The sequence below is a fragment of the Shewanella sp. MTB7 genome (assembly GCF_027571385.1).
Taxonomy (GTDB): Bacteria; Pseudomonadota; Gammaproteobacteria; order Enterobacterales; family Shewanellaceae; genus Shewanella.
Window position 1 is genome coordinate 6,026,817 of sequence record NZ_CP085636.1, and the last position, 23,184, is coordinate 6,050,000.

Genomic DNA, 23,184 nt, shown 5'->3' on the forward strand with positions numbered 1-23,184 from the left:
AATTCTCCTTTGCTTACTCAGCGCCGACGAAATCGATTTCAGCACCGGCAGCTAGAGTCACATAGGCTTTTTTCCAATCTACACGACGACCCATACGGGCACCGGTACGCTTGGTCTTACCTTTGTTAACTAGAGTGCGAACTGAATCAACTTCAACTTCGAACAATTGAGCCACTGCAGCTTTAACTTCAGCTTTAGTTGCGTCTATAGCTACACGGAAAACTACCGTGTTGTTTTTCTCTGCACAAATAGTGCTCTTTTCAGAGATATGTGGTGCAAGAATAACTTTTAGCAAACGTTCTTGGCTTATCATCCCAGCATCTCCTCGATTTGCTTAATAGCATCGACAGTGACTAGTACTTTGTTGAACGCGATTAGACTTACTGGATCAATACCAGCAACATCACGAACGTCAACTTTGTACAAGTTGCGAGCGGCTAAGAACAAGTTCTCGTCAATTTCTGGAGTAACAATCAACACGTCTTCCAGGTTCATTTCAGCCAGTTTAGCTTTCAGCTCTTTAGTTTTAGGAGCTTCAACAGAAAACGACTCAACCACGATTAGACGGTCTTGACGTACCAACTCAGAGAAAATGCTTTTCAGCGCTCCGCGGTACATCTTCTTGTTAACTTTCTGGCTATGATCTTGTGTTTTAGCAGCGAATGTTACGCCACCGCCACGCCAGATTGGGCCTTTAACAGTACCAGCACGTGCGCGGCCAGTACCTTTTTGGCGCCATGGCTTCTTGCCAGAACCAATAACTTCTGCGCGAGTCTTTTGAGCACGAGTGCCCTGACGCGCGTTTGCAGCATATGCTACAACTACCTGATGAACCAGTGCTTCATTAAAGTCACGGCCGAAGGTAGTTTCGGAAACTTCAAGAGCACTTTGTGCGTCTTTCAATACCAATTCCATTACTATCTCCTCAGACCTAAGCTTTAACGGCAGGCTTGATGATCAGGTTGCCATTTGTGGCCCCCGGAACAGCACCCTTAACCAATAGCAAGTTACGCTCAACATCTACACGAATTACTTCTAGATTTTGAGTTGTAACACGCTCCGCACCCATGTGGCCCGACATTTTCTTACCTTTGAAAACGCGACCAGGTGTTTGGTTTTGACCAATAGAACCGTTGGATCTATGTGAAAGTGAGTTACCGTGTGTCATATCTTGAGTGCGGAAATTCCAACGCTTAACACCGCCTTGGAAACCTTTACCTTTTGATTGACCTGTTACATCTACTTTCGCAACATCAGCGAAGATATCAACATTTAACTCAGCACCAACAACAATGTCGATGCCTTCATCATCTGCCAAACGCACTTCCCACAAACCACGACCGGCTTCTACGCCAGCCTTAGCAAAGTGACCTGCTTCTGGCTTATTGATGCGATTAGCTTTTTTAGTACCAGTTGTTACTTGAAGAGCACGGTAACCGTCAGTTTCTAAGGTTCTCACCTGAGTCACACGGTTAGCTGCAATTTCAATTACTGTTACTGGGATAGAAGCACCATCTTCATTGAAGATGCGTGTCATACCCACTTTACGACCGATAAGACCGATAGCCATCTCTCAAACCTCTTCTAAGCTCAATTAACCCAAGCTAATTTGAACGTCAACACCAGCAGCAAGATCAAGACGCATAAGTGCATCTACAGTCTTTTCTGTTGGCTCAACGATATCAACAAGACGCTTATGAGTACGAAGTTCGTACTGATCACGCGCATCTTTATTAACGTGTGGAGAAGTCAAAATGGTATAACGTTCTTTACGCGTTGGAAGTGGAATTGGACCACGAACCTGTGCGCCTGTACGCTTAGCAGTTTCAACGATTTCCGCAGTAGATTGATCGATCAAACGATGATCAAATCCTTTTAAGCGGATACGGATTCTTTGGTTCTGCATTGACCAGAGCTCCTAAAATGGACACATAAAAAATCACCCTCTAGCTTCTTCACATTAGAAAAGCAGAGCGAGATGATTTAACCGTTCGACTCACAATCGGAGCCGCTGTATTTTTAACGTCAAACCTTACGGCAAGACAAAGTGTTTCGCCTAATGGTTAAGGCGAGGAGGTATTATACCGATATTAAGCAGTAGATCAACCCCATTGTTTGAATTAACAACAAGAGTCATTAATTCAATATTTTTGCTGGCGAGCATTATACGATTATTTTATTAATTAGCTAGTCTGTTATCGTAAATTTTCAATATAAAGCCTATCGCTATCCATCCATGGGCGTTATGCATAAATGTTCCAGACATAAAAAAAGGAAGCCGAAGCTTCCTTTTTAGATGTTTAGTAAGAGTAATCGCTATTAAGCGATGATCTTAGCTACAACACCAGCACCTACTGTACGGCCACCTTCACGAATAGCGAAGCGTAAACCTTCATCCATCGCGATTGGAGCAATCAGAGTAACAACCATCTGAACGTTGTCACCAGGCATAACCATCTCAACGCCTTCTGGCAATTCGATAGTACCAGTCACATCCGTAGTACGGAAGTAGAACTGTGGACGATAACCTTTGAAGAATGGAGTGTGACGTCCGCCTTCTTCTTTTGACAGAACGTAGATTTCTGATTCAAAAGTTGTGTGTGGGTTGATTGAACCTGGAGCAGCAAGAACCTGACCACGTTCAACATCTTCACGCTTAGTACCACGTAAAAGTACACCACAGTTCTCGCCAGCACGACCTTCGTCAAGCAGCTTACGGAACATTTCAACACCAGTACAAGTAGTAGATGTTGTTTCTTTGATACCAACGATTTCTACTGGCTCACCAACTTTAATGATACCGCGCTCTACACGACCGGTAACAACTGTACCACGGCCTGAGATTGAGAATACATCTTCAATTGGAAGCAGGAACGCACCATCAATAGCACGCTCTGGCTCTGGAATATAATTATCAAGAGCATCAGCTAGCTCAAGGATCTTAGCTTCCCACTCAGGCTCGCCTTCAAGGGCTTTAAGTGCAGAACCTTGGATAACTGGAAGGTCATCACCTGGGAAGTCATATTCAGTTAGAAGTTCACGAACTTCCATTTCTACTAGCTCAAGTAGTTCTTCGTCATCAACCATGTCACACTTGTTCATGAATACGATGATGAATGGTACACCAACCTGACGAGAAAGCAGGATGTGCTCACGAGTCTGTGGCATTGGACCATCTGTAGAAGCAACAACTAGGATTGCACCATCCATTTGAGCAGCACCAGTAATCATGTTCTTAACATAATCGGCGTGACCTGGACAATCTACGTGTGCGTAGTGACGTGCTGGTGTGTCATATTCGATGTGAGAAGTATTAATTGTAATACCGCGCTCACGCTCTTCTGGAGCGTTATCGATTTGTGCGAAATCTTTAACTTCGCCACCGTACGTTTTTGCAAGTACTGCAGAGATAGCAGCAGTAAGCGTAGTTTTACCATGGTCAACGTGACCGATAGTACCAACGTTTACATGTGGTTTATTACGTTCAAATTTAACTTTAGCCACGATATATTCCTTTCAGAAATGCTCGGTATAAACCGAGCAATAGCAATTTTAATGTACAATTATACACAATACGGACGATTAGCCTCGTGCGTCTATAACCGCTTTGGCAACATTTTGCGGCGCATCAGAGTACTTCAAAAACTCCATAGAGTAAGAGGCACGTCCCTGAGTCGCTGAGCGCAAGTCTGTTGCATATCCAAACATTTCAGATAGAGGCACCGTAGCGTGAACAAGTTTGACGCCGGCAATACCGTCATCCATACCTTCAATCAAACCACGACGTCGGTTCAAGTCTCCAACAACATCACCCATATAATTTTCAGGTGTTGTCACTTCCACTTTCATGCAAGGTTCTAATAGCACAGGGTCAGCCTCTAAGGCACCCTTTTTGAAGCCCATTGAACCCGCAACCTTAAAAGCCATTTCATTCGAGTCCACATCATGATATGAACCATCGAACAAACTAACTTTCACATCCAAGAGAGGGAAACCGGCGAGAACGCCACTCTTCATCTGTTCTTGAATACCTTTATCTACTGCAGGGATGTATTCTTTTGGAACAGCACCACCAACAATCTCGTTGACAAATTCATAACCAAAACCTTCTTCTTGAGGTTCTAGCTTCAACCATACGTGACCGAATTGACCTCGACCGCCTGATTGACGTATAAATTTCCCTTCGACTTCTACACTAGAGCGAATAGTTTCACGATAAGCGACTTGTGGTTTACCTACGTTACAATTAACACCAAACTCGCGACGCATACGATCGACGATAATGTCAAGGTGTAACTCTCCCATACCCGAGATCAGTGTTTGTCCAGATTCAGGATCTGTTTCCACACGGAAAGAGGGATCTTCTGCTGCAAGTTTTTGCAACGCAACTCCCATCTTCTGCTCATCGGATTGAGTTCTTGGTTCAACTGCTATCGTGATAACAGGCTCAGGGAAATCCATACGCTCTAGGATGACTTTACGACTAATGTCACAAAGTGTATCACCCGTAGTTACGTCCTTAAGACCAATAGCTGCCGCGATGTCACCAGCGCGAACCTCTTTAATCTCTTGGCGGTCATTTGCATGCATCTGCACCATACGACCTATGCGTTCCCGCTTCTGTTTAACTGAGTTATAAACGGCAGCTCCCGTTTCTAATACACCCGAATAAACGCGTATAAAAGTTAACGTACCGACAAATGGGTCTGTCGCGATTTTAAATGCCAACGCAGCAAAAGGAGCATCATCGTCCGCAGGACAAAGTACTTCCTCCTCTTTCTCATTAAGGCCTTTAATTGCATGGACCTCAACAGGAGATGGCAAATAATCGATAACAGCATCAAGTACCGCTTGCACACCTTTGTTCTTAAATGCAGAACCACAAGTAGCAAGTACGATCTCATTAGCTAGAGTACGTTGACGCAGTGCAGCCTTAATTTCGTCAACTGACAGTTCGCCCTCTTCGAGGTACTTCTCCATCAGTTCATCAGTTGCTTCTGCTGCTGCTTCAACGAGATATTCACGCATTTCAGCTGCCTTATCGGCAAGCTCTACAGGAATATCTTCATAGGTGAACGTTGTACCATGATCATCTTCTGACCAGTTAATGGCCTTCATCTTAATCAGGTCGATAACACCTTTGAAATTCTCTTCTGCACCTATGTTCATTTGAACCGGCACACAAGTCGCCCCTAGACGGTTACGGATCTGCTCAATCACGCGATCAAAGTCAGCACCAGCACGATCCATCTTATTGACGAATACGATTCGTGGTACATGATACTTATCAGCCTGACGCCAAACAGTTTCAGATTGTGGTTCAACACCTGATGATCCACAGAAAACTACCACTGCACCATCGAGTACACGCAATGAACGTTCAACTTCAATCGTGAAGTCTACGTGCCCAGGTGTGTCGATAATGTTGATACGGTGCTCAGTAAACTGAGCTTCCATACCACTCCAGAACGCAGTCGTTGCAGCTGAAGTAATGGTAATACCACGCTCCTGCTCCTGCTCCATCCAATCCATAGTGGCAGCGCCATTATGAACCTCACCGATCTTATGGGATACACCGGTGTAGAACAGAACTCGTTCTGTTGTTGTGGTTTTTCCTGCGTCAACATGAGCAACAATACCAATATTACGGTAGCGCTCAATCGGAGTTGTACGAGCCACGTTTAAACCCTCTTATCTAAGACAAGTGCCTTAGAGATGTAGAATATGGAGCTGGCAAATGCCAGCTCCATCAGATTACCAGCGGTAATGAGCAAACGCTTTGTTTGCTTCTGCCATACGATGCACATCTTCGCGCTTCTTAACGGCAGTACCTTTGTTTTCTGAAGCGTCTAGCAATTCACCGGCTAGACGTAGAGCCATAGATTTTTCACCACGCTTACGTGCAGCTTCAACCAACCAACGCATACCCAATGCATTACGACGAACTGGGCGTACTTCACATGGTACCTGGTAAGTAGAACCACCAACACGACGAGATTTAACCTCGACTGAAGGGCGGACATTGTCCAGGGCTGCTTCAAGGATCACTAGATGATCTTCGCTTTTCTTCTCAGCGGCAGTATCTAGTGCCTTGTATATAATCTTTTCTGCAGTCGACTTTTTGCCGTCCTGCATAATGACGTTGATGAACTTAGCCAACAACTCACTATTGAACTTTGGATCTGGTAGGATTTTACGTTGTCCTACAACGCGACGTCTTGGCATAACAATATCTCCGTATGCTTCAGGGACCCCAAAACTGGAATCAAAATTTTAGCTTGGCCTTACTTAACGGAAAGCGTTAAGACTTAGGACGCTTAGCACCGTACTTAGAACGACCTTGACGACGTTCACTTACGCCAGCACAATCTAAAGCGCCACGAACAGTGTGGTAACGCACACCAGGTAAGTCTTTAACACGACCACCACGGATTAGGATTACACTGTGTTCCTGCAGGTTGTGGCCTTCACCGCCGATGTACGAAGTTACTTCGAAACCGTTAGTTAGACGCACACGAGCTACTTTACGTAGTGCAGAGTTAGGTTTTTTTGGTGTGGTTGTGTATACGCGAGTACAAACACCACGTTTTTGTGGACACGCATTCAACGCAGGCACATTAGTCTTATCGACTTTTGGCGTGCGAGGCTTACGTACCAACTGGTTTACAGTTGCCATGTATAGCTCCGAATCAGTTGATAAACTCAACAGTAAGGTGTGAAAAATCTATATCCCACAGGTGTGGGACGCGAAATTTTAGAAAGGTAATGCTCATCTGTCAAGAAATAGACAAGTTTTAACCAATATAAAGTAAAAAAAAGGCGCTTTAGGCGCCTTTTTTACAATCTATTTACTTTTGAAGTACGAAATTAATCCGAACTTCCAGCGAGATTGAGTAGATCAGCAAGATTTTGCTCAGCTTCACTCGCACTAACTGGAGCAACTTCAATACTAGAGCCTTTAGCTTTAGCCGCAGCTGCAGCATTACGCTTCTGATGGTATGAATAACCCGTACCAGCAGGGATCAAGCGACCCACAATCACGTTCTCTTTAAGACCACGTAGTTTATCACTCTTTCCGCCTACTGCAGCTTCTGTCAGTACACGTGTGGTTTCCTGGAACGAGGCTGCTGAGATAAATGACTCAGTTGCCAGAGACGCCTTGGTAATACCAAGAAGCTCACGTGAGAAGGTTGCAGGCTGTTTACCTTGTGCTACAAGTTCGCGGTTAGCGATCTTAACACGAGATACTTCAGCTTGTTCACCCGCTAGGAAGTCACTGTCACCTGCATTAGTGATTTCACACTTGCGCAGCATTTGACGAATGATAACTTCGATGTGCTTATCGTTAATTTTTACGCCCTGTAGACGGTATACGTCTTGAACTTCATTAACGATATAGTTGGCCACTTTATGAATTCCACGTAAACGTAGAATATCATGTGCAGCTTCAGCACCATCAGCAATAACTTCACCGCGTTCGACTTTTTCACCTTCGAACACGTTCAAGTTACGCCACTTAGGGATCATCTCTTCGTAGTGCTCACCACCATCAGCAGGTGTGATAACCAGACGACGTTTACCCTTAGTCTCTTTACCAAACGAGATTGTACCTGAGTGCTCAGCAAGAATAGCTGGTTCTTTCGGCTTACGTGCTTCAAACAGATCGGCTACGCGAGGTAGACCACCAGTAATATCACGAGTCTTTGACGATTCTTGTGGAATACGCGCTAACGCATCACCAACATTAATTGAGGCATTATCGTCTTGGTTAACAATCGCACTACCCGGTAAGAAGTATTGTGCAGGAACTTCTGTTCCAGGGATCATCAAGTCGTTACCATCCGCGCCAAGTAGACAGATCGCTGGACGCATCTCTTTACCCGCACTAGGACGTTGACCCACTTCCATCACAACAATAGAAGAAAGACCCGTTAGTTCATCAGTTTGACGTGTAATAGTTACACCTTCAATCATGTCGACGAACTTAATACTACCCGCTACTTCAGAGATAATTGGGTGAGTATGCGGATCCCAGTTAGCGATAATCTCACCAGCTGTAACAGCATCATCTTCTAATTTCTCAAGAATTGTACCGTAAGGTACTCTATAGCGCTCTTTCTCACGGCCAAGCTCATCGATAATCGCAAGTTCAGATGAACGAGAAACGATAACCAACTTACCTTCGCTGTTAGTAACGTGTTTAGCGTTATGCAGCTTAAGTGTACCAAGGTTCTTAACTTGAACATTGTTCTCAGCTGAAGCTCGAGATGCTGCACCACCAATGTGGAAGGTACGCATCGTAAGCTGTGTACCTGGCTCACCAATTGACTGAGCGGCAACAACACCGATTGCTTCGCCTTGGTTAATGATATGACCACGAGCCAAATCACGACCATAACAAGCAGCACACACACCGAAGTCTGTATCACAGCTAATGACTGAACGAACAATCATCTCATCGATAGAATTCTCTTCGATGATGTTACACCAAGCTTCGTCAAGCAAAGTATTACGAGGCACAAGGACTTCTTCAGTACCTGGCTTAAGCACATCTAGGGCAACAACACGACCTAGAACGCGCTCACGCAACGGCTCAACAACATCACCACCCTCAATGAGCGGCTTCATTGTTAGACCTTCAAACGTGCCACAATCTTCTTCAATTACAACAAGATCTTGTGCAACATCAACCAAACGACGAGTCAGATAACCCGAGTTAGCCGTTTTAAGTGCTGTATCCGCTAGACCCTTACGAGCACCGTGAGTAGAGATAAAGTATTGAGATACGTTTAGACCTTCACGGAAGTTAGCTGTAATTGGAGTTTCGATGATTGAGCCATCTGGCTTAGCCATCAGACCACGCATACCCGCTAACTGACGGATCTGAGCAGCACTACCACGAGCGCCCGAGTCAGCCATCATATAGATGCTGTTAAACGACTCTTGCTCTTCCTCTTCACCATCGCGGTTTATCACTGTCTCAACAGACAGGTTAGCCATCATAGCTTTAGAGACTTTCTCGTTTGCACTAGCCCAGATATCGATGACTTTGTTGTAGCGCTCACCAGCGGTGACTAAACCAGATTGGAACTGTTCTTGAATTTCAAGAACTTCCGCTTCAGCCTCAGCAACTAGTGTGTACTTCTCATCTGGAATAACCATGTCGTTGATACCTACAGAGGCACCCGATACAGTCGCATAATGGAAACCGGCATACATCAATTGGTCAGCAAAGATTACTGTATCTTTAAGACCAAGTTGACGGTAACAAGTGTTCAGTAGCTTAGAGATCTGCTTCTTGCCCATGTTCTGGTTAACCAGATCAAATGACAAGCCTTTTGGCAATATGCGAGAAAGTAATGCACGACCAACCGTTGTATCAACGATACGACGTGATTCGGTACGTTCACCATCTTCAGCGATATTAGTCTCTGTGATGCGCACTTTAACTTTTGCATGAATAGCTGCAAAACCAGTACGGTAAGCCTTTTCGACTTCGTCGATAGACTCAAACGCCATACCTTCACCTTTACCGTTCACACATGAACGACTGGTGTAGTACAGACCCAATACAACATCCTGAGACGGTGTGATAACCGGCTCACCATTTGCAGGTGATAGAATGTTGTTAGTCGACATCATAAGCGAACGTGCTTCTAGCTGAGCTTCCAGCGTTAGCGGCACGTGAACAGCCATTTGGTCACCATCGAAGTCGGCGTTGTATGCCGCACAAACCAATGGATGAAGCTGAATCGCTTTACCTTCGATTAGTACTGGCTCAAATGCCTGGATACCTAGTCTGTGCAGTGTTGGTGCACGGTTAAGCATCACTGGATGTTCACGAATAACATCGTCTAGAACATCCCAAACTTCAGGAACTTCACGCTCTACCATCTTCTTAGCAGCTTTGATCGTAGTCGCTAAACCACGGCCTTCTAGCTTGCCATAGATGAAAGGCTTAAATAGCTCAAGTGCCATCTTCTTAGGAAGACCACACTGATGTAAGCGAAGTGTTGGACCTACGGTAATTACCGAACGACCAGAGTAATCCACACGCTTACCTAGCAAGTTCTGACGGAAACGACCTTGCTTACCTTTGATCATATCGGCCAAAGATTTAAGCGGACGCTTGTTAGAACCAGTAATAGCACGACCACGACGACCGTTATCTAATAGCGCATCGACAGATTCTTGCAACATACGCTTTTCGTTACGTACGATGATATCTGGAGCTGCTAGATCTAACAGACGCTTTAGACGGTTGTTACGGTTGATCACACGACGATAAAGGTCGTTAAGATCAGACGTAGCAAAACGTCCGCCATCTAGTGGAACTAGAGGACGTAGATCAGGTGGCAGAACTGGTAACACTTTAAGGATCATCCACTCAGGTTTATTACCTGAAGTGAAGAATGCCTCAATAAGCTTTAGACGCTTAGTGATCTTCTTGCGACGAGTCTCAGAGTTGATTGATGGCAACTCTTCGCGCATCATCTCAATTTCTTTCTCAAGCTCGATAGCACGTAGCAATTCTAGAACTGCTTCAGCACCCATCTTAGCTTCGAACTCATCACCGTACTCTTCTAATGCATCTAGGTAACTTTCTTCAGTCAGCATCTGTCCGCGCTCAAGACTGGTCATGCCAGGCTCAATAACGACAAATGATTCGAAGTAAAGTACACGTTCGATATCACGCAGAGTCATATCTAGCATCAAACCAATACGAGACGGTAGTGATTTTAAGAACCAAATATGAGCTACTGGGCTAGCAAGATCGATGTGACCCATGCGCTCACGGCGTACTTTAGTCTGTGTAACTTCAACGCCACACTTCTCACAGATCACACCACGATGCTTAAGACGCTTATACTTACCGCATAAACATTCATAATCTTTTACTGGACCAAAAATACGTGCACAGAATAAGCCTTCACGCTCAGGCTTAAAGGTACGGTAGTTAATGGTTTCTGGCTTCTTAACTTCACCAAATGACCAAGAACGGATTAGATCTGGCGACGCGAGTCCGATCTTAATACCATTGAACTCTTCGGTCTTACTTTGCTGTTTCAGAAACTTTAATAAGTCTTTCACGTTTCTCTCCTGAAGGAGTTAAACCGGGTGCCCTGCAATTGCAGGACACCAATTTATTGCCAAACTAACCTTAGTTAGTTTTAGTCTTGATCCAATTCGATATTAATACCGAGTGAACGGATCTCCTTCAACAATACGTTGAACGACTCTGGCATGCCTGGTTGCATCTGGTGGTTACCGTCGACAATATTTTTATACATATTGGTACGACCGTTAACATCATCAGACTTAACAGTTAGCATTTCTTGAAGCGTATAAGCGGCACCGTATGCTTCTAATGCCCACACTTCCATCTCTCCGAAACGCTGACCACCAAACTGAGCTTTACCGCCCAAAGGCTGCTGAGTAACAAGACTGTATGAACCCGTAGAACGAGCATGCATCTTATCATCAACCAAGTGGTTAAGTTTTAACATGTACATGTAACCTACGGTTACCTCACGCTCAAACGCATCACCAGTACGACCATCAAACAATTTACGCTGTCCAGAAGTAGGAAGACCGGCAAGCGCAAGCATTTCCTTAATTTCTTTCTCTTTTGCGCCATCGAATGCTGGAGTCGCAATAGGTATACCACCTTGCAAGTTCTTAGCAAGACGTACTATTTCATCATCAGTAAATGAATCAATGTCGACGCGTTGTTTAACTTCGTCGCCTAATTCATAAACTTGTTTGATGTAGCCACGAAGCTCTGCTAATTCACGTTGCTCTTCAAGCATTGCAGTGATCTTGTCACCGATACCTTTAGCCGCAGCACCCATATGCACTTCAAGAACCTGACCGATGTTCATACGCGATGGTACACCAAGCGGGTTCAATACGATGTCGATTGGGTTACCATTCTCATCGTAAGGCATGTCTTCAACAGGGTTAATCTTAGAGATAACACCCTTGTTACCGTGACGACCAGCCATCTTATCACCAGGCTGGATAGTACGTTTAACTGCAAGGTAAACCTTAACAATCTTCAATACGCCAGGTGCTAAGTCATCACCTTGAGTGATCTTACGACGCTTAATCTCAAACTTCTTATCGAAGTCTGCTTTAAGTTCATCATGCTGCTCAGCAAGTTGTTCAAGTTCAGTTTGCTTACCTTCATCTTCAATGCTTTGAGCAAGCAAATGAGAACGTGGGATAACATCAAGTTGAGCCTGATCGAAGCCAGAACTAAGTAGAAGGTTACGCGCACGTCCATAAACACCCTCTTCGAGGATTTGGAACTCTTCAGTCAAATCTTTCTTAGCTTGACGAACATGCATCTCTTCAATTTCAACAGCACGCTTATCTTTCTCAACGCCGTCACGGGTAAATACCTGAACGTCGATGATAGTACCTTTAACAGAATTAGGTACACGTAGTGAACTGTCTTTAACGTCAGAGGCCTTCTCACCAAAGATTGCTCGGAGGAGCTTCTCTTCTGGAGTCAGTTGTGTTTCACCCTTAGGTGTCACTTTACCAACTAGGATGTCTCCACCCTTAACTTCAGCACCTATATAAACAATACCTGACTCATCGAGCTTAGAAAGCGCAGACTCACCAACGTTTGGAATATCAGCAGTGATCTCTTCACTACCCAGCTTAGTATCACGAGCAATACAAGAAAGCTCCTGAATGTGAATAGTGGTGAAACGATCTTCCATCGCAACACGCTCAGAGATAAGGATCGAATCCTCAAAGTTGTAACCGTTCCAAGGCATAAATGCGATACGCATGTTCTGACCAAGAGCCAAATCACCTAAATCGGTTGATGGACCATCAGCAAGCACATCACCAGTAACCACTGGATCACCGATTGAACAACAAGGACGTTGATTAATGCAGGTGTTCTGGTTAGAACGCGTATATTTAGTCAAGTTATAGATATCAATACCAGCTTCGCCAGGGCGTAGCTCAGATTCATTTACCTTAACAACGATACGACTCGAATCAACGTAGTCAACATGACCACCACGCTTAGCAACAACCACAACACCTGAGTCGACCGCAATAATACGCTCAATACCGGTACCGACTAATGGCTTATCAGCTCTTAGTGTTGGTACAGCTTGACGTTGCATGTTCGCACCCATCAAGGCACGGTTAGCATCATCGTGTTCTAGGAACGGAATAAGTGATGCAGCAACTGAAATGATCTGCTGTGGCGATACATCCATATATTGAATATCGGCAGCACCCATAAAGGCAGAATCACCTTTATGACGACAAGCGATTAGCTCATCTAGCATACGACCGTTTTCGTCTAAGTCGACGATAGCCTGTGCAATCACATAACGGCCTTCTTCGATTGCTGACAGATAATCGATCTGATCAGTAACCACACCATCAATTACCTTACGGTAAGGTGTTTCAAGGAAACCATAAGAGTTAGTACGCGCAAAACTTGCTAATGAGTTGATTAGACCAATGTTTGGACCTTCAGGGGTCTCAATTGGGCATAAACGACCGTAGTGAGTTGGGTGTACATCTCGAACTTCGAAACCAGCACGTTCACGAGTCAAACCACCAGGACCAAGAGCCGAAATACGACGCTTATGAGTCACTTCTGAAAGTGGGTTGTTTTGATCCATAAACTGAGACAGCTGAGAAGAGCCGAAAAACTCTTTAACTGCAGCAGAAATAGGCTTAGCATTGATTAGATCTTGTGGCATAAGCTCATTAAGATCACCAAGACTTAAACGCTCGCGCACGGCGCGTTCTACACGAACGAGACCAACACGGAACTGGTTTTCAGCCATTTCACCAACACTACGGATACGACGGTTACCCAAGTGATCGATATCATCAACTTCATCATTACCGTTACGAATAGTGATGATGTTCTTCATTACAGCAACGATATCTTCTTTAGATAGGATGCCTGTACCTTCGTCATCATCGATACCGAGACGACGATTGAACTTCATACGACCTACTTTAGATAGATCATAACGTTCTTCACTGAAGAATAAGTTATTAAATAGACCTTCTGCCGCATCTTTGGTTGGTGGCTCGCCAGGACGCATCATACGATAGATCTCAACTAACGCTTCAAGACGGTTAGTTGTAGAGTCAATACGTAGCGTATCTGACATGTAAGCACCGTTATCAAGTTCATTGATATACAATGTGCTTATTTCTTTAATGCCAGCCAAAGAAAGTTTAGCAAGGTCTTCAAGAGTCAACTCTGCGTTAGCAGATACTAATACTTCACCGGTATCAGGATCGATATAGTCTTGACCTGCGATCTTACCAACGATGTAATCTACTGGTACTTCAAGCTCAGTCGTATTGCTCTTCTCAAGTTGACGGATATGACGCGCGGTAATACGACGTCCTTTCTCAACGATGATAGAACCATCACTATCTTTGATATCATAGCTAGCAGTTTCACCACGAAGGCGTTCTGCAACAAGCTCCATCACTAAAGAATCTTTCTTGATCTTGAAATTTACGCGATCGAAGAACAGATCTAAGATTTCTTGAGTCGAATAGTCCAACGCACGTAGCATGATAGACGCTGGTAATTTGCGACGACGGTCAATACGTACAAACAAAGCATCTTTTGGATCAAATTCGAAATCTAACCAAGAACCACGGTAAGGAATGATACGTGCATTGTACAGAACCTTGCCTGACGAGTGAGTCTTGCCGCGGTCATGATCGAAGAATACACCAGGTGAACGGTGTAACTGAGATACAATAACACGCTCAGTACCATTGATAACAAAGGTACCGTTGTCAGTCATCATGGGAATATCACCCATGTAGACTTCTTGTTCTTTAATGTCTTTGACTGTTCCAGGTGCCGCTTCACGGTCATACAGAACCATACGCAATTTAACACGTAGAGGAGCTGAATATGTAACACCGCGGATTTGACACTCTTTCACATCAAAAACAGGTTCGCCTAGCTTATAGCTAACGTACTGTAGTTCTGAGTTACCAGAAAAACTTTTGATGGGAAAAACGCTACGGAAAGCGGCTTCAAAACCACGCTCACCTGTAGGATCTTGATCCGTGAACTTTTTAAATGAGTCCAACTGTATAGACAAAAGATAAGGAATATCCAAAACTTGTGGACGTTTACCGAAATCTTTGCGAATACGCTTCTTTTCAGAATAGGAGTAAACCATGGGTTTCCTCTGTTTGCGAGATGTGACCAAGACTGAAGCAATCCTAAGATCGAGACAGCACGTTTGCCCATCACCGTTGATGGCAAGAACCTAACCAGTAATCTCTGCTAGGAACTGCAAAATCTGGCGATAAACGGTGAAAAAAAAATCGCCTGCGCATACAGCGCAAAAAAGGCCGACGGTTAAAAAACCGCCAGCCCGCACCTGATTACTCAGGTTAGTAAGTTAAAATATAACTTACTTGATCTCTACTGCAGCACCAGCTGCTTCAAGATCAGTTTTAAGAGCTTCAGCTTCTTCTTTGCTGATAGCTTCTTTAACTGCTACTGGAGCAGATTCAGCCATAGCTTTAGCTTCTTTCAGGCCTAGACCTGTAGCAGAACGAAGTGCTTTAATAACTGCAACTTTGTTAGCACCGAATGAAGTCATCATAACGTCAAATTCAGTTTGCTCTTCAGCAACTGCAGCATCAGCACCGCCAGCAACAACAGCAGCTGCAGCAGATACGCCGAACTTCTCTTCCATTGCTTCGATTAGTTCAACAACTTCCATTACAGACATAGCTGCAAAGGCTTCTAAGATTTGGTCTTTAGTGATAGACATAACAAAAAATTCCTATTGTTCTGAATTTAAGCAGCAAGTAAAAACTTAAGCTGCTTCTTCTTTTTGATCGCGAAGTGCGGCCAGAGTACGTACAAATTTGCCAGCAGATGCTTCTTTCATAGTCATCATCAACTGAGCTAGTGCTTCGTCGTACGTTGGCAATTTCGCTAAACGATCAATATCGGCTGCAGGGATTAACATCCCTTCAAAGGCTGCTGCTTTAATTTCAAATTTCTCTTGCGCTTTTGCGAAATCTTTAAGAAGACGCGCTGCTGCACCTGGATGCTCTTGAGAAAATGCGATTAAAGTAGGACCAGTAAACGTTTCGCTAAGGCACTCAAAATCAGTACCTTCAACAGCACGCTTAACTAGAGTGTTACGTACAACACGAATGTACACTCCTGCTTCGCGAGCTGCTCTACGCAGACTAGTCATTTCACCTACAGTTACGCCACGTGAATCAGCAACAACTGCAGACAAAGCACCTTTGGCAGCTTCGTTGACTTCAGCAACAATCGCTTTTTTGTCTTCGAGTCCTAATGCCATTGGCTTTACTCCTGGATTGTATCTAGGGAATTCCCTAGTAATTACCATGCTAAATATCAAAATATTTAGCTACTTACGGTGCTTATCCAGTAAAATTTTCTGGGGTCCGACACCGTCTACGTAGGAAATTAAGTTAACTTTTGGCTAACACCTACGGTCTTGGACGGAAGCCTATTCTGAATCACTAAGTGATAGAAAATAAGTCCCAACCCACAAGGTGCGCGCATTATAGATTAATGCACACACTTTGTAAAACTTAGATTGCTTTAGCCAAAGAAGCCTGATCAATCGCAACACCTGCACCCATAGTGGTAGAGATGCTGATTTTCTTAAGGAAAATACCTTTAGCTGAAGACGGCTTAGCCTTCACTAGTGCACTAATTAGTGCTTCTAGGTTTTCTTTAAGATTGACAGTGTCAAAATCCACTTTACCAATAGTAGTGTGGATGATGCCATTCTTGTCTGTACGGTAACGAACCTGACCAGCTTTAGCGTTCTTAACTGCTTCAGCAACGTTAGGTGTTACAGTACCAGTCTTTGGGTTAGGCATTAGACCACGTGGGCCTAGGATTTGACCAAGTTGACCAACAACACGCATTGCATCAGGAGAAGCAATAACTACGTCGAAGTTCATTTCGCCAGCTTTAACTTGTGCAGCAAGCTCATCCATACCAACTAGCTCAGCGCCAGCAGCGATAGCAGCTTCAGCATTTGCACCTTGTGTGAATACAGCAACACGTACGTCACGACCAGTACCATGTGGAAGTACAGTAGCACCACGCACGTTTTGATCAGATTTACGTGGATCAACACCAAGGTTTACAGCAACGTCAACACTTTCTACGAACTTAGCAGTCGCTAGTTCTTTTAAAAGTTCAACAGCTTCATTGATATCGTAGTTTTTAGTTACTTCTACTTTTTCGCGGATCAAACGAGCGCGTTTAGTTAGCTTTGCCATAATATTAATCCTCTACTACCAAACCCATTGAACGCGCAGTACCTTCAATTGTGCGAGTCATCGCTTCAATATCAGCACCAGTCATATCAGCCGCTTTAGTTTCAGCAATTTCCTGAACAGCGCTGCGCTTGATAGTTCCCACTTTTTCAGTGTTAGGACGGCCAGAACCAGACTTCAGACCTGCTGCTTTAAGCAGTAGGAAAGATGCAGGTGGTGTCTTAGTTTCAAAAGTGAAAGAACGGTCACTGTATACAGTGATAACAACAGGAATCGGCATACCTTTCTCGAACTTTTCAGTACGAGCATTGAATGCTTTACAGAATTCCATGATGTTAACGCCTTTCTGACCCAATGCAGGTCCGACTGGTGGCGACGGGTTTGCAGCACCGGCTGCTACTTGTAGCTTGATGTAACCATCAACTTTCTTAGCCATGAGTATTTCCTCAGTATGGGTCCAAACGCTATCGACAAAATATCGACTAGCTCCCCGAAAATATTGGGTGCAGATTTTACTACAAATCTACACCCAGTCAAATATTTTTTGTGCTTATTTTAATCAGCTTTTTTCGATCTGACCGAAGTCGAGTTCCACAGGTGTAGAACGACCGAAGATCATGACAGAAACCTTAACGCGATTCTTCTCATAATCAACCTCTTCAACGGTACCGTTGAAGTCAGCAAATGGTCCATCAGTAACGCGTACAACTTCACCAGGTTCAAAAATAACGCGATGAGTTGGAGTCTCGGTCGTCTCTTGGAGACGCTGAAGAATAGCATCAGCTTCTTTATCAGAGATTGGAGCTGGACGATCTGATGTGCCGCCAATAAAGCCCATTACACGAGGAATGCTCTTTACTAAATGCCAGCTTTCATCGTTCATTTCCATCTGGACTAATACGTAACCTGGGAAAAATTTACGTTCACTCTTACGGCGTTGACCGGCGCGCATCTCTATAACTTCTTCAGTAGGAACCAATATTTCACCGAAATACTGTTCCATATTGTGCATCTGAATGTATTCATGCAGAGTTTTAGTGACACGCCCTTCATAACCAGAAAATGCCTGGACTACGTACCATCTTTTTTTAGCTTCAGTTACTTCAGTCATTCGAAATGCCTATACGCCAGTAATAAAATTAACAATTCTCAGTAATACCGCGTCCATTCCCCAAAGAATTAACGCTAGTACACCGGTCGCCGCCAATACAATAAATGTTGTATTGAGAGCTTCTTGACGCGTAGGCCAAACTACCTTACGTACTTCAATCTGTGCTTCACGAGCAAAACTTAATGCCTGTTTGCCCTTCTCAGTTTGCAATGCAATAAATCCAGCAATAACAAAAGCTACCACTACACTGATTGCACGAACTAAAACACTTTCCTCGCCATACATTTGGTTGCCCACAATGGCGGCAGCCAACAAGATAACGACTAAGGCCCACTTAACGATATCCAGAGAATTACTCTGGCTTTCAGTATTTGTTGTCATCGGTTAGTTCCGTTACTCACTACGATCTGAGCTTGCGTTCAGCTGATGGTTACAAGGTAACTCATCAAGCCACTAATTATTCCGAACCCACACTTGCATTTACTTTTATAGTGAGCGAAGTGGGTCAAAAATCGGCCATGGATTGTATTCTTATTCTGACTACTAAGCAAGAATACAAGCAAAGCCTAGACAGAATATGTATAAAAAAACAAAAAAGGAAGCCGAAGCTTCCTTTTTAGATGTTTAGTAAGAGTAATCGCTATTAAGCGATGATCTTAGCTACAACACCAGCACCTACTGTACGGCCACCTTCACGAATAGCGAAGCGTAAACCTTCATCCATCGCGATTGGAGCAATCAGAGTAACAACCATCTGAACGTTGTCACCAGGCATAACCATCTCAACGCCTTCTGGCAATTCGATAGTACCAGTCACATCCGTAGTACGGAAGTAGAACTGTGGACGATAACCTTTGAAGAATGGAGTGTGACGTCCGCCTTCTTCTTTTGACAGAACGTAGATTTCTGATTCAAAAGTTGTGTGTGGGTTGATTGAACCTGGAGCAGCAAGAACCTGACCACGTTCAACATCTTCACGCTTAGTACCACGTAAAAGTACACCACAGTTCTCGCCAGCACGACCTTCGTCAAGCAGCTTACGGAACATTTCAACACCAGTACAAGTAGTAGATGTTGTTTCTTTGATACCAACGATTTCTACTGGCTCACCAACTTTAATGATACCGCGCTCTACACGACCAGTAACAACTGTACCACGGCCTGAGATTGAGAATACATCTTCAATTGGAAGAAGGAACGCACCATCAATAGCACGCTCTGGCTCTGGAATATAATTATCAAGAGCATCAGCTAACTCAAGGATCTTAGCTTCCCACTCAGGCTCGCCTTCAAGGGCTTTAAGTGCAGAACCTTGGATAACTGGAAGGTCATCACCTGGGAAGTCATATTCAGTTAGAAGTTCACGAACTTCCATTTCTACTAGCTCAAGTAGTTCTTCGTCATCAACCATGTCACACTTGTTCATGAATACGATGATGAATGGTACACCAACCTGACGAGAAAGCAGGATGTGCTCACGAGTCTGTGGCATTGGGCCATCTGTAGAAGCAACAACTAGGATTGCACCATCCATTTGAGCAGCACCAGTGATCATGTTCTTAACATAATCGGCGTGACCTGGACAATCTACGTGTGCGTAGTGACGTGCTGGTGTGTCATATTCGATGTGAGAAGTATTAATTGTAATACCGCGCTCACGCTCTTCTGGAGCGTTATCGATTTGTGCGAAATCTTTAACTTCGCCACCGTACGTTTTTGCAAGTACTGCAGAGATAGCAGCAGTAAGCGTAGTTTTACCATGGTCAACGTGACCGATAGTACCAACGTTTACATGTGGTTTATTACGTTCAAATTTAGCTTTAGCCATGGTATTGCCCCAATTAGATAACTTGGTGATGAAACCGCGTACAACAAAAAATTCGATGCATTTAATGACATCGAATCGATTAATTTTTGTATTTAGGATTTTAACAGGTTAACGCTGAAAGGGCAGTATTTAATAACCTACCCCTTTTCAGGGGGCACTTTTTATTGAGTGCTATCAGCGAATATTGGAGCGGATGGCGGGAATCGAACCCGCGTTATCAGCTTGGAAGGCTGGAGTAATACCATTATACGACATCCGCGCAACCTACTAAGGTTACCTAACTACTTAGAATGTGGTGGAGGGAGAAGGATTCGAACCTTCGAAGGCTGAGCCGTCAGATTTACAGTCTGATCCCTTTGGCCACTCGGGAACCCCTCCAGAGAAATGGTGCCGGCACCAAGAGTCGAACTCGGGACCTACTGATTACAAGTCAGTTGCTCTACCAACTGAGCTATGCCGGCGTGTCATTTCGGTAGCGGATATTATGGAAATGTCGGCACAAGTGCAATAGCAAAATTAAAAAAAAATGAAAAAAAACGATTTTAATTGCATTTCCGCTTAGAAAAACAGCTTAACGCTTGCTATTTCATCACAAAAATAAAGTAAGCAGAAACATCTAGTTCAAACTCTTCTTTATTATTGTCCAAGATTATCCGTTAGTGTAATGTGCCTCCTCACAGGAGAGAAAACTAATGACATCCGAAAATCAAATTCACACTGCTATTTATCTTGCCTTTCAAAGGGTGCAGTGGGCCGAATTAAGAAAATCGGTACCTCTTACACTAAGTGAACAAGAACTCGCCGCTCTTAGAGGTATAAATGAAAAACTGTCACTCACCGAGGTTACAGATATTTATCTCCCTTTAAGCCGCCTGCTAAACCTAATTGTTGGTGCCAAGCAGAAACGAGGTTTAGTGCTTAGTGAGTTTCTTGGCAGAAAGCCTCCCAAACGGCCTTATATCATCAGCATTGCTGGTAGCGTAGCTGTAGGAAAAAGTACGACTGCACGTATATTACAGGCGTTATTAAGCCAATGGTCAGAACACCCAAGGGTAGATCTTGTGACCACCGATGGTTTTTTATACCCTCTGGCGGAGTTGAAACGTAAAAGACTTCTGCAACGTAAAGGATTTCCTGAAAGCTATGATATGAAAATGCTGGTTGAATTCATCTCGAATATAAAAGCGGGCAATCCTTATGTCGAAGCGCCACTCTATTCTCACGTTAGCTATGACCGAATCACAGATAGTCATCAGGCGATAGAACAACCTGACATTTTAATTATTGAGGGCTTAAATGTCCTACAAACTGGCCAAGATGCTGCTGTAGGTATTCAGCAACCCTTTGTCTCGGACTTTGTAGATTTCTCAATTTATGTCGATGCTAAAGAGAAATTATTGAAGAAATGGTATATCGATCGTTTTTTGCAGTTCAGAGGAGGAGCTTTTAGTGATGAAGATTCCTATTTCCACCACTACTCAAAACTTAATGATGCAGAAGCGAGACATACCGCAGCAAACATTTGGGATAGCATTAACGGCCCTAATCTAAAATTAAATATAGAGCCTACTCGTGATCGTGCTCATTTAATCTTACAAAAAGGCGATGACCACCTAATGAACCAAGTGTTACTACGTAAGTAATGTCATTGAATTGCTGCTTAAGTCACATCTAAATGACGCTTCTTAAGCTTATTTCGCCTCCAACGAAGGATTCTATTCCCTTGTCGGTTTTCAGTAAAATAGAGCCAGTCTCATCTATCCCTTTACAGATCCCATTAATGCACTTATCTCCCATTAACAGCTTTACCACTTCTCCATCGAAGATATCAACCTGCTTCCACCGGGTAAGGAATGCAGACAAGCCTTCTTTCTCAAACAAGATCAGATCGTTATAGAGCTGATGCTGTAATGAGATCGCAAGTTCTGTTTTAGTCGGTAATGACTGACTTTGGGAAAGGTCGCTCCAGGGTTGGTCTATCTTATCTCCCTGAGTTTTGGACATAGACATATTAATTCCGATGCCAATGACCAAGTTGCACTCAGTTCCAGCCTGACCATTCATCTCAACCAACACTCCAGCTAGTTTTTTGTTATCGAGATAAATATCATTCGGCCACTTAACACCAAGTTCTTCTATGTTAAAGCCGTTCAACACCTTAACTAAAGAGCAAGCAACCACCAAACTCAACCCTGTTGCCTGTGCCATCCCTTGTGGTAAATTCCAATACATAGAACAATATAAATGACACCCGTATGGAGATACCCAAGTACGCCCTCGCCTCCCCCTACCTGCAGATTGATATTCAGCAATACAGATATCACCTGAAGATAATTCCTCACAGTGCTTAAGTAAAAAAGCATTCGTACTCTGGATCTCATCGTAATAGAAGCATCGTTGTGCTATAGAACGCTTCAATTGTGCCTCATCAATTAAGGAGAGTGAATTAGCTAACTTATAACCCTTACCTTTTACACTGAAGATATCCACACCATACTCTTCTAACGTACTGATGTGGTTGCTTATGGCTGTTCTTGATACTCCCAAAAGAGAAGCTAAACTTTCGCCCGAAACAAAATGTTCAGCACTGAGTGCTAATAAAATATCCCTTTTACGTTGCCATTGCTCAACCATCTTTCAGCTCCTTCTCACCGTATGCGCCAATGACTCTAGGCTCAGCTTCTAAGTTGACAAAAAACTGAGTAGAGATCTTCTCAATAATATACCTTGCTAACCGAACTACATCATCACCTGTTGCACTACCAGTATTGACCAAAACTAATGCTTGCTGTCCATGTACCGAAGCCTTGCCGATAGAAAAGCCTTTTAGCCCTGCATTATCAATCAGCCAAGCTGCAGCTAACTTGATACCACTATTGACAGGGTAACCAACAATATCAGGATATTTCTGCTTCAGTGTCAGAAAGAGTTCAGAGGT

The 23,184-nt window shown here is 43.8% G+C and carries 20 protein-coding genes and 3 tRNA genes (1 of these 23 cut by a window edge); 1 reads left to right on the forward strand and 22 read right to left on the reverse strand.

Annotated elements, in window-relative coordinates:
• Window positions 1-13: 13 nt before the first annotated feature.
• The 20 genes from rplW to HWQ47_RS26365 form a co-directional block, all read right to left on the reverse strand.
• Complete coding sequence (gene rplW / locus HWQ47_RS26270; RefSeq protein WP_269968880.1) at window positions 14-313, reverse strand: 50S ribosomal protein L23; 300 nt, start codon at window positions 311-313, stop codon at window positions 14-16.
• A complete protein-coding gene (gene rplD, locus HWQ47_RS26275) occupies window positions 310-915 on the reverse strand; it encodes a 50S ribosomal protein L4 (protein ID WP_269968881.1) in 606 nt (201 codons plus the stop codon). Before rplD ends, rplW begins: the two co-directional genes overlap by 4 nt.
• Before the next feature lie 16 nt (window positions 916-931).
• Entirely contained in the window at window positions 932-1,570 is a 639-nt protein-coding gene (gene rplC, locus HWQ47_RS26280; RefSeq protein WP_269968882.1) for a 50S ribosomal protein L3, read from the reverse strand.
• Window positions 1,571-1,594: 24 nt separating this feature from the next.
• Complete coding sequence (gene rpsJ, locus HWQ47_RS26285; protein WP_005503530.1) at window positions 1,595-1,906, reverse strand: 30S ribosomal protein S10; 312 nt, start codon at window positions 1,904-1,906, stop codon at window positions 1,595-1,597.
• Window positions 1,907-2,319: 413 nt separating this feature from the next.
• The gene (tuf, locus tag HWQ47_RS26290; protein WP_269968883.1) at window positions 2,320-3,504 is read right to left on the reverse strand and encodes an elongation factor Tu; all 1,185 of its coding nucleotides are present in this window, start codon (window positions 3,502-3,504) and stop codon (window positions 2,320-2,322) included.
• A gap of 78 nt (window positions 3,505-3,582) precedes the next feature.
• Window positions 3,583-5,679 (reverse strand): elongation factor G, encoded by a 2,097-nt coding sequence (gene fusA / locus HWQ47_RS26295; RefSeq protein ID WP_269968884.1) that lies wholly within the window; start codon window positions 5,677-5,679, stop codon window positions 3,583-3,585.
• 75 nt (window positions 5,680-5,754) lie between these two features.
• Window positions 5,755-6,225: a 30S ribosomal protein S7 gene (gene rpsG, locus HWQ47_RS26300; protein ID WP_269968885.1), complete on the reverse strand. Its 471-nt coding sequence runs from the start codon at window positions 6,223-6,225 to the stop codon at window positions 5,755-5,757.
• Between the two features lie 76 nt (window positions 6,226-6,301).
• Window positions 6,302-6,676 (reverse strand): 30S ribosomal protein S12, encoded by a 375-nt coding sequence (gene rpsL, locus HWQ47_RS26305; RefSeq protein WP_269968886.1) that lies wholly within the window; start codon window positions 6,674-6,676, stop codon window positions 6,302-6,304.
• A gap of 191 nt (window positions 6,677-6,867) precedes the next feature.
• Window positions 6,868-11,091, reverse strand: coding sequence for a DNA-directed RNA polymerase subunit beta' (rpoC, locus tag HWQ47_RS26310; RefSeq protein WP_269968887.1), 4,224 nt, complete (start codon window positions 11,089-11,091; stop codon window positions 6,868-6,870).
• Between the two features lie 80 nt (window positions 11,092-11,171).
• Window positions 11,172-15,203: a DNA-directed RNA polymerase subunit beta gene (gene rpoB / locus HWQ47_RS26315; protein WP_269968888.1), complete on the reverse strand. Its 4,032-nt coding sequence runs from the start codon at window positions 15,201-15,203 to the stop codon at window positions 11,172-11,174.
• A gap of 237 nt (window positions 15,204-15,440) precedes the next feature.
• Window positions 15,441-15,806 (reverse strand): 50S ribosomal protein L7/L12, encoded by a 366-nt coding sequence (gene rplL, locus HWQ47_RS26320; protein WP_269968889.1) that lies wholly within the window; start codon window positions 15,804-15,806, stop codon window positions 15,441-15,443.
• A gap of 45 nt (window positions 15,807-15,851) precedes the next feature.
• Window positions 15,852-16,352 carry a 50S ribosomal protein L10 gene (rplJ, locus tag HWQ47_RS26325; protein ID WP_269968890.1) on the reverse strand — a complete coding sequence of 167 codons (501 nt, stop codon included), beginning with the start codon at window positions 16,350-16,352 and terminating at the stop codon, window positions 15,852-15,854.
• Window positions 16,353-16,608: 256 nt separating this feature from the next.
• Window positions 16,609-17,310 carry a 50S ribosomal protein L1 gene (rplA, locus tag HWQ47_RS26330; RefSeq protein ID WP_269968891.1) on the reverse strand — a complete coding sequence of 234 codons (702 nt, stop codon included), beginning with the start codon at window positions 17,308-17,310 and terminating at the stop codon, window positions 16,609-16,611.
• Window positions 17,311-17,314: 4 nt separating this feature from the next.
• Entirely contained in the window at window positions 17,315-17,743 is a 429-nt protein-coding gene (rplK, locus tag HWQ47_RS26335) for a 50S ribosomal protein L11 (RefSeq protein WP_269968892.1), read from the reverse strand.
• Window positions 17,744-17,866: 123 nt separating this feature from the next.
• Window positions 17,867-18,418, reverse strand: coding sequence for a transcription termination/antitermination protein NusG (gene nusG / locus HWQ47_RS26340; RefSeq protein ID WP_269968893.1), 552 nt, complete (start codon window positions 18,416-18,418; stop codon window positions 17,867-17,869).
• Window positions 18,419-18,427: 9 nt separating this feature from the next.
• Window positions 18,428-18,799: a preprotein translocase subunit SecE gene (gene secE, locus HWQ47_RS26345; RefSeq protein WP_269968894.1), complete on the reverse strand. Its 372-nt coding sequence runs from the start codon at window positions 18,797-18,799 to the stop codon at window positions 18,428-18,430.
• A 262-nt stretch (window positions 18,800-19,061) separates the two neighbouring features.
• A complete protein-coding gene (gene tuf / locus HWQ47_RS26350; RefSeq protein WP_269968895.1) occupies window positions 19,062-20,246 on the reverse strand; it encodes an elongation factor Tu in 1,185 nt (394 codons plus the stop codon).
• 185 nt (window positions 20,247-20,431) lie between these two features.
• A tRNA-Gly gene (locus HWQ47_RS26355) sits at window positions 20,432-20,505 on the reverse strand.
• Window positions 20,506-20,539: 34 nt separating this feature from the next.
• Window positions 20,540-20,624: transfer RNA gene (locus HWQ47_RS26360), tRNA-Tyr, on the reverse strand.
• A gap of 7 nt (window positions 20,625-20,631) precedes the next feature.
• A tRNA-Thr gene (locus HWQ47_RS26365) sits at window positions 20,632-20,707 on the reverse strand.
• Window positions 20,708-20,938: 231 nt separating this feature from the next.
• Here HWQ47_RS26365 and coaA point away from each other — a divergent pair.
• Window positions 20,939-21,889 (forward strand): type I pantothenate kinase, encoded by a 951-nt coding sequence (gene coaA / locus HWQ47_RS26370; RefSeq protein WP_269968896.1) that lies wholly within the window; start codon window positions 20,939-20,941, stop codon window positions 21,887-21,889.
• 28 nt (window positions 21,890-21,917) lie between these two features.
• Here the strand turns inward: coaA and birA are convergent, their stop codons facing one another.
• Together birA and murB are read right to left on the reverse strand one after the other, a co-directional pair.
• Window positions 21,918-22,880, reverse strand: coding sequence for a bifunctional biotin--[acetyl-CoA-carboxylase] ligase/biotin operon repressor BirA (gene birA / locus HWQ47_RS26375; protein WP_269968897.1), 963 nt, complete (start codon window positions 22,878-22,880; stop codon window positions 21,918-21,920).
• Window positions 22,873-23,184: the end of a UDP-N-acetylmuramate dehydrogenase gene (murB, locus tag HWQ47_RS26380; RefSeq protein ID WP_269968898.1), read on the reverse strand. 720 nt of this gene lie beyond the right edge of the window; only the last 312 of its 1,032 coding nucleotides appear in the window; its start codon lies off the right edge, out of view; its stop codon occupies window positions 22,873-22,875. Before murB ends, birA begins: the two co-directional genes overlap by 8 nt.